Here is a 9,854-nt window from a genome sequence, read left to right as displayed (position 1 = left end):
TATCGGAGTATATTCACGAATATACTGAAAGTCTGGCATTAGAGTTTCATAAAGTAGGTAATATAGAAAAAGCAGAAAAGTATTTTTTTATGAGTTATGAAATAAAAAAGAGAATATTTGAAAAAGAAGCATTAAAATAAAGAAAAAACTTGGATTATCTATAATGGGAATAGCAGCTGGAGTTATGGGGTTTTATGGTAGAAGGTCTTTGCAATAAATTAGCTCACAGTGGATATGGTGGAACGTTTATAATTATAAAACCTAATGAAAATCCATATGCTGTCTCTGAAGATACAACGATGCCTGCAAAACAAACCTTCTATTGAACGTGGGTAATTAAACAAGTCACAAATTATAATTTGTGACTTGTTTAAGGTTGGATACTAAATGTGTTGCTTTCAATATTGAAAGCAACTTTTAAGTTTGTGATTAATAGTTAACTTAATAAATTTTGGGTTAAAATAAAAACAAATTTTTAATCAAGTCCCACAAAAAGTACGATAAGGGCGATTCGTCGGTGCAGGCGGAATGCAGTATTCTTCTTGATCTGTAGAATACGCATAAGGATTTGATAAAGCTTCAAGAAGTTTCTCCATTACGCTATAGTCGTCATTTGTAACAGCTGCTTCTAGTGCTTCTTCTACACGGTGGTTCCTCGGGATGATTGATGGGTTATTATTTTTCATCATCTCGTAGGCGTTTTCTTTCGATTCTTCTTGTTTTTCTAATCGAGATTGCCACAGTTTGTACCATTCTTTAAATTCAGGACTATCGAGTAGAGGGATATTTTCTAACGTATCAAGAGTTAATGAACGGAATGTATTAGTGTAATCTGCTTTATATTTCTCCATCATTTTTAAAAGTTGCTCAATAAGTGATTGATCTTGTTCTTCGTTGCTAAATAGTCCTAATTTCTTTTTCATTCCAAGGAACCAATTGTTTTCATACTGTACGCTAAATTTCGAAATTTCGTCTTGAGCGATTTTTAGTGCTTCTTCATCATCTTCGTGCAGAATCGGTATTAAAGATTCTGCTAGTCGTGCGAGATCCCATGCGGCCATATATGGTTGATTTCCATATGCATAACGACCTTGTGTGTCAATAGAGCTAAATACGGTTCCTTGGTCGTAATTGTCCATAAATGCACAAGGACCGTAATCAATTGTTTCGCCACTGATCGTTATATTGTCAGTGTTCATTACACCGTGAATAAATCCAACAAGTTGCCATTTTGCGATAAGACTAGCTTGTCTTTTAATGACTGCTTGTAGTAATGCAGTATATCGGTTTTCATGGGATTCAATTTCTGGGTAATGCCTTTTTATCGTATAGTCAGCTAGTGATTTCAGGTCCTCTATTGAACCACGAGCTGCAGCATATTGAAATGTACCGACGCGTATATGGCTACTAGCTACTCTAGTTAAAATTGCTCCAGGTAACTTTGTTTCACGATATGTTGCTTCACCAGTTGTGACAACTGCTAAACTGCGAGTAGTCGGAATATCAAGTGCATACATTGCCTCACTAATGATATATTCACGTAGCATCGGACCGAGTGCAGCACGGCCATCTCCTCGGCGTGAATAGGGAGTAGGGCCAGAACCTTTCAGTTGAATATCGAAACGCTCACCTGAAGGAGTAATTTGTTCGCCAATTAAAAGAGCACGACCGTCGCCTAACATATTAAAATGTCCGAATTGATGGCCAGCATATGCTTGAGCTAATGGATGAGCTCCTTCTGGGAGTGCATTACCAGCGAAAATAGCAATTTCAGCTTCCTTTTTCAGTTCTTCAGGGGTCAAGCCAAGAGATATCGCTAATGAATGGTTTAGTTTAACTAACTCCGGTGAACTTACGGGAGTAGGGGGGATTTCTGTATAAAATGATTGTGGTAAAGTCGTATAACTATTATCTAAATTCCAACCTGTTTCATTATTTTTAGTCATTGTATCTCCTCCTTTTTGTATTTTAAGTTATGTATTTGTACGTATGTATTCTTTGTAAAGTTAACTAAAAGTATAATATAATATTTCCCCTTGCAATCTATTGTAAGGACTTCATTGCACTATGTCTATTTAACAGCAAATTTAAAACCTCCATTTTAAGAAAATGGAGGTTTTATTATTATTTAATTTTTACAATTATTTTTCCTTTTGCTCTTCCAGACTCTGAATATTCCATTGCTTTTTGCGCATCTTCAAAAGGGAAGACTCGATCAATTACCGGTTTGATTTTTCCGGCTTCAATATAGTTTGCAATAGTACGTAATTGATCTCCGCTTGGCTTCATAAATAAAAATGAATATTGAGCATTATGCTTTTTTTCAAGTGCAGTAAGTTTTTTGCTGGCTAATGAAAATAAGAGAGTTTTAAAGAATCCTGAACCAAATTCTTTACCGAAGCGAGCATTCGGCATACCTGAAACGGAAACAATGTTTCCTCCGCTTTTTATAATATTGAATGATTTTTCAAGTGTTGCACCGCCGATTGTATCAAATACCGCATCATAATTTTGTAGTATATCTTCAAATTTTTCTGTTTTGTAATTAATAATTTCATCTGCGCCAAGAGACGTTACTAAATTTGCACCAGCTTCACTAGCAGTCGTTGTAACAATGGCACCCATTATTTTTGCTAACTGAATTGCGAAAGTACCAACACCACCGGATCCAGCGTGAATTAAAATCTTTTGACCTTTTTGTAATTGCATGATGTCATGTAATGCTTGATATGATGTTAAGCCAACGAGTGGAATCGAAGCCGCTTCCTCAAAACTTAGATTTTTTGGTTTTAAAGCAATATCATCTTCATGAATGGCTATATACTCCGCGAAAGTACCAATCTTATTTTTTCTTGGACGAGCATATATTTCATCACCGACTTTAAAACGAGTCACTTTTGATCCAACCTTCGTGATGACACCGGAAAAGTCATTCCCAAGGATTAGAGGCATTTCATATTTCAGTAACATTTTAACTTTTCCATCACGTATTTTAAAATCAATTGGGTTAATACTAGCTGCATGAATTTCTGCGAGCACTTCATACTCATTAATTTCAGGAGTAGGTACCTCTGCCATACGCATTGGGACTTTTCCATATCTATCAATTATCATTGCTTTCATTTCTTATACCTCCAAGTTTTAATAAAAGTTTTGCAATAGCTTCTCAATATCTAATACAAGATTTTTTAATAAACCTAATTTTGTACGTATATCAATATAATAAAAATTCTTTGTACCTTCTTTTCTCATTAAAATAATGCCAGCTTCTCGTAAAATCTTAAGGTGATGTGATACTGCTGGACGGGAAAGGTGTGTTTGCTTCGTAATTTCTCCTACACGTAATCCGGTTTGACATTCCGTTTCCATTAGCACTAATAAAATAGCTTGACGTGTTTCATCACCAATTGCCAATAATACTTTTTGAGAATCAATAAAATCTTTTTTTATAATATTTAATTGTTCTTGTTTATTCATTTCAATCACTTTGCCTCCAGGTAATTAGTCGAAAGGTTTAAGATGATGAACCATTACTTCGATACGGTAATGCTACATGATTGTTGCATGAGGTGCAATATTGAGAAAGAAAATCGAGACGAATGAATTTTTTATTGTTGAAAATTATAGGGAGATAGAAAAGGGATTGGAAGGATTACATAACACAATAGATGAAGTTTTAAAAACAAAAAATGATGTAACAATAAAATAAGCGGTCGTAACCTTGTATAATCCATAAGGTTACGACCGCTTATAATGTTTGTATTATTTTTGATTTTTACGATAGAACATGGTTCAACGTAAAGTACATTCTTTTGTTTTACACTTTCATACAGACACAATTCAGGTGGATTATAGATGTATGAAAAGGTAAAAGGAATTTTGGGGCGTAATCTATTTATATGATAATTCAAAATGAAATATAAGTCTATATTTTAATGTTTTTTTTGATTATATTTATGTCACTGAGCTCAGAACAATGATGTGGAGGGTAAATATATGAAATCGAATTATGTACCAGTTTTAATTGTTGGAGGGGGATTATCTGGGTTAGCGTCTGCGTTATTTCTTGCAAAACATAATATTGAGTACTTACTTATTGAAAGGCATCCGTCTACTGCCATTCATCCGAAAGCAGGCGGTCTTACTTTACGTACAATGGAGTTATTTCGAGAATTAGGCTTGGAAAAAAGAATTAAATTGGCAGGTAAAGCATTAGAGAACTGCAGAGGAAGAATAGCGGTTCATACAATAGCTGAGGCGAATAAAGAAGAATTGGAACAAATGAGAGCGACGCAATACGGAAACGATGAAGAGTTACTTCAAAAAATAGAAAAGATTAGTCCATCAAAACAAACTGCGTGTTATCAAATTATTTTAGAAGAGATGATGTTACAAGAAGCGAAAACATTAGGCGAGCAACTATCTTTTTATCATGAATTAGTTTCATTTGAACAAAATGAAAACGGGGTAAAAGCAACGATTCGAAATCGTGAAACAGAAAAAGAAAGTGTCATACATTGTGACTATGTAATTGCAGCGGATGGAGCGAAAAGTAAAATACGTGAGCAGTTAGGGATTAAAACTGAGGGTCGTGGAACCATTGGTGGCTATTATATGAATATTTATTTTGAAGCTGATTTAAGTGAGTTTATACAAGGAGATGCATTCGGTTTTTCGATGGTACTTCATCCGGAGGTTCTTGGTGCACTTATCCCGGTTGATAACGTAAAAAAATGGATTTATCATGTAGCCTACGATCCATTAAAAGGAGAGGGGCTAGAGGACTTTACTATAGAACGTTGTAAACAAATTATTCAAATAGCAATTGGAAGTACAAATGTTGAATCAAAAATATTAAGTGTTTTACCGTGGGAAGCCGCTGAAAGTACAGCGGTGAAATTTCAAGGAAATCGAACCTTTTTAGTTGGCGATTCTGCACATATTATGCCGCCAACAGGAGGATTTGGTTCAAATACAGGAATACAAGATGCGCACAATCTAGCTTGGAAATTAGCGGCTGTTATAAAAGGGAAGGCAAAACCAAAATTGTTAGAAACATATCATGAGGAGAGACACTCTGTTGCAAAATTAACGACAGCTTATGCAAGTAGTTTACTGTTTCGTGCTGCGAATAGAGAGGAAGGCAGTTTGAATAATATGGATGGTTTAGCTGTTACAGTTGGATATCAGTATTGTTCAGAGGCGATTATAGATGATTCAGTCACTCCGCATAGAATGGATAGCATAGAGTTGAACGGAAGACCTGGAACGCGAGCGCCACATTTATGGGGAACGTATGAGGGGAAGAAAGTTTCTACATTAGACTTATTCGGTAACAGTTTTGTATTACTTACAGGAGTAGAAAATAGTTCTTGGGCTGAGGCAGCACATGCTGTTTCAGCTAAATTAGGAATACATCTAAAAGGGTATCGTGTTGGCTTAAGTGGAGACTTTATTGTTCCAGAAGATATTTTTAGCAAATTATATGGTATAGAGAATGGAGGTGCTGTATTAATTAGACCAGATGGCTTTATCGGATGGCGTTCGGAAAAAACGGTAGTAAATCCAGATATAGTATTGGAAGAGGTAATGAGAAATTTATTATGTGATTTTTAAGTAACTACAGAAATATTGTTTTATGTACTTCACTGTACTGAAAAAAATATTCACAAATTTCAATAGGTTTGATATGATTAAATTCGACAAGTTAATAGAGGCCGGAGATATTTGAGAAAAGCCATAAATTTATTTAGGGATACAGGAGTGTATTCTAAATAATTTATGGCTTTTTTTATTGAATGAACCGTACAAAATAGGGAGTTACATGTGAAAAGGAGGGCTATAGAAATTAAATAGGATAATACTAGTTTTCTATATTAATAATATAGAAAACATTTGTAAGATTGGAATTTTAATATAGGTTTATAAAAATAATGAAAGTGTGTCTTCTATTTCGTGTAAATCTCATTAGCTTGTTGAAATTTGCAACGTAGGAAGGGTTTGAAGGATGAGAAAGATTATTAGCGTTTTAGTTATTTTCTTTATGACAGGAAGCATCTTTGCTGGGGGAGCTGTTCATGCGAAAGCAGAAGGAAAGCATGAATGGAATACGAATAAGTTTTTAAATATTGCACATCGCGGAGCAAGTGGACATGCACCTGAGCATACTTTTGCTTCTTATGATCTAGTGAAAAAAATGAAAGCGGATTATTTAGAGTTAGATATTCAATTAACAAAGGATGGCCAATTAATTGCAATGCATGATACAGCAGTTGATCGCACTACAAATGGAACAGGCGAAGTACGAGATAAAACGTTAAGCGAAATAAAGAGTTTAGATGCTGGATCATGGTTTAATAAAGCGTATCCAGAAAAGGCTAAGCAAGAGTATGTTGGGCAAAAGGTTCCAACTCTTGAAGAAATCTTCCAAAAGTATGGAAGAAGTATGAAGTATTATATTGAAACAAAATCACCAGATGTGTATCCAGGAATGGAAGAGAAATTGTTGGCGTTGTTACAAAAATATAATTTAGTAGGCCAAAACATGTCTTCTAGCCGTGTTATGATTCAATCATTTAGTAAAGATAGTTTGAAAAAGATTCATAGTATGAATGAAAATATTCCGTTAGTTCAATTGCTTTGGTATTATCCAAATGAAAACAATGAAATTGTTGAATGGTCTGGTATTACACATGAACCGAAAAGTGTAACAAATGATGATTTTCAAGAAATTAAAAAGTATGCAGCTGGTATTGGACCAAACTTACGTAATGATAACGGAGAACTAATTATTGATGAGTCATATATGAAAATGGCTAGGAAAAATGGACTGTTAATTCACCCTTATACAATTAATGAGAAACCCGATATGAGACTGTTAATCAAATGGGGTGCTACAGGAATGTTTACAAATTATCCGGATCGATTACATAGTGTATTAAAGGAAAAATAAGTGGAAAAGGGTATACCAGTGTTTTAGGTATACCCTTTTTAATTTAACTCCCCGATAAACGTAATCTCTTTTTCATAGCATTCATCTGCATCATAAATAATTTCTTGAAAGTGAAGCGTTTTGAAGGAATGACAAACTGAAATTTCCCATGTCTCCCAAAAATCAATTTCATTTGAAAGAAGAATCCATTTTTGAAATTCACTATCTCTATTAAAGAAATTATGAAAGTAGTCCTCATTTTTAAATATAATGATTTGCGAATCCCACAAATTATTTATAGAAATCAAAACAACAACTCGATATGTATGTGTATCGCTCGGTTTCATATTTATTAAATGATTTGCTTGATTTAATAAGGTTTGAATACATAATCGTTTTACTTTTCTAGGCGTTTTACAAGAATCGATAAAAGCTTGAGAAACTGGTAAAGGCATATTCCAATATTCATCGTTATAGAAAGTAGAAGGGAACGTTTTTATATGTTCCTCAATTCGCTTTATCATAGTGTTTGTTTTTCGTTTCATACCACGTATTTTCTTTTCACGCATTGTGAGTCATCTCCATAAATTTTTGTAATGCAGCAGAGTGATATATATCTTTTCTAGTAATAAAAGTAGTAGGAACTTTTTTGAAGCTATTTGGTAAAGGATTGAATGATATGTCATGTTTATGACCATTTAAAATAGACTTCATCATAATTGCTATGCCCATACCTGATTTTACACATGCGAGTATCGCTTCAATTGTTCCAAACTCAAATACTCGCTTAGGTGAAATTCCTTCTTCTTGAAGCCAATCTTCTAATAAATTTCTATAATAGCACCCGTGACTAAATGCAAGTAAATTCATGTCTCCTATTTCTTTAAAGGAAGATAAAGGCTTTTTGCTAATGAGAACTAATTCTTCTTCACGAAATATATTTGTATGAAGTTCAGCATGCTGAGTAGAGCCAGCTATAAACGCTCCGTCCAGTTTTCGTTCTAGTACAAGCCTAATTAATTGTTCTGTCGTATTTGATTCTAAAATCAATTCGACTTTTGGGTATTTCTCATAATAGGCCGTTAATATAGATGGAAGTCTTACAGCGGTTGTAGATTCTGTACATCCAATTTTTAAAGTGCCTCTTGGTTCGATCCCATTACTTTGAACTGCTTTAACAGATTGATCCATTAAGTGGATAATTTGTTTGGCGTATGTTAATAAAATCTCACCGTTAGAAGTTAAAGTTACACCTTTTCCGTTTCGGTAAAATAAAGGCACACCTAATTCGTTTTCTAGTTGTTTCATACGCATTGTTACGCCAGACTGTACATAGTTTAAATTTTTAGCTGCGTGAGATATGTTTTTTTCTTTCGCAACTTCGTAAAATACAGTTAAATCTTTTATATCCAAGTATCATCCCTCCAGAAAAAGTATCATTTTTTTTGATGGATTACATGATAAATCTTTATTTTATATGATATCAGAACTTTCATACAATGGAAGAGGATGGAGGGATTATTGTGTTAATGGAAGAAAGGGTGAATAGTACTTATAAGTGGGTTATGTTAATTTTTGCGACGGTTGCTCAAACAACAGCGACACTTATAACGTATGGTGTTGGAGCGTTTGCTTTATTTTGGAAAGAAGAATATGCACTTACGAATACGGAGATTGGATTGTTAGTAAGTGTTGTAAATATAGGACCGCTATTTTGTATGCTTTTTGTCGGGCGGCTACTTGATCAATACAATGAAAAGTTGTTAATTTCGATAAGTTCATTTTTACTAGGAGGTTCGTTTTTACTGACTAATATGGTCAATGGATTTAATGGGTTACTTTTTGTACTTTTATTAGTAGGAACGTTTTATAGTGTTTCGCAGCCAGGAGGAAGTAAGGTGATAATGAAGTGGTTCTCAAAAGAAAATCGCGGGTTAGCGATGGGGATTAGACAAGCCGGTATACCGATTGGTGGTACATTAGCGGGAGTATTGATCCCGTTTCTTACAATAAAATATAATATGGCCTATGCGGTAAATAGCATTGCATGTATTTGTATAATTGGAGGGTTTTTATTTTTTATATTTTATAAGGAACCATATATTCAAGAGAACGTTAAACAAGAACGTAGTAAACTTTCTTTTTGGATGCAGTTAAAAGAAGTGATGTGTAAAAAAGAGTTGTATGCAATTTATATAACTGGCATTTGTATGATTTCATTGCAAATGGTGTTAGTTGCACACTTTATAAAATTTTTAGTATTGGAACAATCAATCACGCCAATTTTAGCTGGAAAAGTATTTTCCGTTATGTTCTTTTCTGGAATGGTTGGTAGGGTTATATTAGCGACTACTAGTGATTTATTTTATAAGGGGAATAGGCGTACCCTCTTATTTATAACTGTTTGTATTTCTATTTTCTTCATTCTAATATTAGTAATGAGCATACATACAATAACGAATGTATTGTATGGTGTAAGTGCATTGTTAGGGTTCTTTTCAATTGGATGGTTTAGTCTTTTTATAACTGAAGTTGCGGAGTCAGCAAGTGAAGAATCGGTAGGGATGACAGTGAGTTTTGCACTTACATTAAATCAAATTGCCATTATTGCTGCGCCTGCTTTATTTGGTTATATTGTAGATAAGAAGGGATATACGTATGCGTGGTTATGCATAGTTGTATTACTAACTATTTCAGCGGTTAGCTTATATGGGAAGTATAGAAAATGAAGGAATGTTAGCAATGTAAATTTTTTATGAAGAAAGTCTAAAGAAATGTTGAATGAGCGACATTTCTTTTTTTATTTGTTGTATAATCAAAATGTAAATGAGATTCGTTTTCAATTTCGTTCATTACCTCTTTTGAAATTACCTGTAATTTTAGCCATAATTAGCTGTTTTTCTTTATTGTTAGTTGCATGATT

10 protein-coding genes and 2 pseudogenes are annotated in these 9,854 nt (G+C 33.9%); 6 read left to right on the top strand and 6 right to left on the bottom strand.

Translation table 11 applies throughout. The annotated features are described in order from the left end of the window. Both ACQGSG_RS23055 and ACQGSG_RS23050 read left to right on the top strand, forming a co-directional pair. Nucleotides 1-140, top strand: a pseudogene (locus ACQGSG_RS23055) (tetratricopeptide repeat protein); the annotation flags it as partial. 54 nt (nucleotides 141-194) lie between these two features. Continuing rightward, the gene (locus tag ACQGSG_RS23050) at nucleotides 195-326 is read left to right on the top strand and encodes a hypothetical protein (protein WP_000229164.1); all 132 of its coding nucleotides are present in this window, start codon (nucleotides 195-197) and stop codon (nucleotides 324-326) included. Nucleotides 327-479: 153 nt separating this feature from the next. Here ACQGSG_RS23050 and ACQGSG_RS23045 read toward each other — a convergent pair whose 3' ends face one another. The 3 genes from ACQGSG_RS23045 to ACQGSG_RS23035 form a co-directional block, all read right to left on the bottom strand. Then, on the bottom strand, nucleotides 480-1,946 hold the full coding sequence (locus tag ACQGSG_RS23045) for a protein adenylyltransferase SelO family protein (RefSeq protein WP_325842459.1): 1,467 nt from the start codon (nucleotides 1,944-1,946) through the stop codon (nucleotides 480-482). Nucleotides 1,947-2,124: 178 nt separating this feature from the next. Continuing rightward, complete coding sequence (locus tag ACQGSG_RS23040) at nucleotides 2,125-3,123, bottom strand: NADP-dependent oxidoreductase (RefSeq protein WP_000646441.1); 999 nt, start codon at nucleotides 3,121-3,123, stop codon at nucleotides 2,125-2,127. Nucleotides 3,124-3,141: 18 nt separating this feature from the next. After that, nucleotides 3,142-3,486 (bottom strand): ArsR/SmtB family transcription factor, encoded by a 345-nt coding sequence (locus ACQGSG_RS23035; protein WP_000571870.1) that lies wholly within the window; start codon nucleotides 3,484-3,486, stop codon nucleotides 3,142-3,144. 91 nt (nucleotides 3,487-3,577) lie between these two features. Here ACQGSG_RS23035 and ACQGSG_RS23030 point away from each other — a divergent pair, with 91 nt between their 5' ends. The 3 genes from ACQGSG_RS23030 to ACQGSG_RS23020 all read left to right on the top strand — a co-directional run bounded on the left by ACQGSG_RS23030 (nucleotide 3,578) and on the right by ACQGSG_RS23020 (nucleotide 6,952). Further along, nucleotides 3,578-3,709 (top strand): hypothetical protein, encoded by a 132-nt coding sequence (locus ACQGSG_RS23030; protein ID WP_001227549.1) that lies wholly within the window; start codon nucleotides 3,578-3,580, stop codon nucleotides 3,707-3,709. A 287-nt stretch (nucleotides 3,710-3,996) separates the two neighbouring features. Continuing rightward, on the top strand, nucleotides 3,997-5,616 hold the full coding sequence (locus tag ACQGSG_RS23025; RefSeq protein ID WP_000841674.1) for an FAD-dependent oxidoreductase: 1,620 nt from the start codon (nucleotides 3,997-3,999) through the stop codon (nucleotides 5,614-5,616). A gap of 391 nt (nucleotides 5,617-6,007) precedes the next feature. Further along, the gene (locus ACQGSG_RS23020) at nucleotides 6,008-6,952 is read left to right on the top strand and encodes a glycerophosphodiester phosphodiesterase (RefSeq protein WP_001226340.1); all 945 of its coding nucleotides are present in this window, start codon (nucleotides 6,008-6,010) and stop codon (nucleotides 6,950-6,952) included. 38 nt (nucleotides 6,953-6,990) lie between these two features. Here ACQGSG_RS23020 and ACQGSG_RS23015 read toward each other — a convergent pair whose 3' ends face one another. Both ACQGSG_RS23015 and ACQGSG_RS23010 read right to left on the bottom strand, forming a co-directional pair. Then, nucleotides 6,991-7,500 (bottom strand): DUF3916 domain-containing protein, encoded by a 510-nt coding sequence (locus ACQGSG_RS23015; protein WP_325842458.1) that lies wholly within the window; start codon nucleotides 7,498-7,500, stop codon nucleotides 6,991-6,993. Further along, nucleotides 7,493-8,344 carry a LysR family transcriptional regulator gene (locus tag ACQGSG_RS23010; protein ID WP_000351686.1) on the bottom strand — a complete coding sequence of 284 codons (852 nt, stop codon included), beginning with the start codon at nucleotides 8,342-8,344 and terminating at the stop codon, nucleotides 7,493-7,495. The genes ACQGSG_RS23015 and ACQGSG_RS23010 overlap by 8 nt, the downstream gene beginning before the upstream one ends. Before the next feature lie 86 nt (nucleotides 8,345-8,430). Between ACQGSG_RS23010 and ACQGSG_RS23005 the strand changes: the two genes are divergently transcribed. Then, on the top strand, nucleotides 8,431-9,660 hold the full coding sequence (locus ACQGSG_RS23005; protein WP_325842457.1) for an MFS transporter: 1,230 nt from the start codon (nucleotides 8,431-8,433) through the stop codon (nucleotides 9,658-9,660). Nucleotides 9,661-9,770: 110 nt separating this feature from the next. Here ACQGSG_RS23005 and ACQGSG_RS23000 read toward each other — a convergent pair. After that, nucleotides 9,771-9,854: pseudogene (locus ACQGSG_RS23000) on the bottom strand (ABC transporter ATP-binding protein); the annotation flags it as partial.

This window comes from Bacillus sp. GMa5/1 (assembly GCF_050172015.1).
GTDB lineage: Bacteria > Bacillota > Bacilli > Bacillales > Bacillaceae_G > Bacillus_A > Bacillus_A cereus.
The sequence above is the reverse complement of the archived record's forward strand: the minus strand, read 5'-3'. Positions and strand labels throughout refer to the sequence as shown.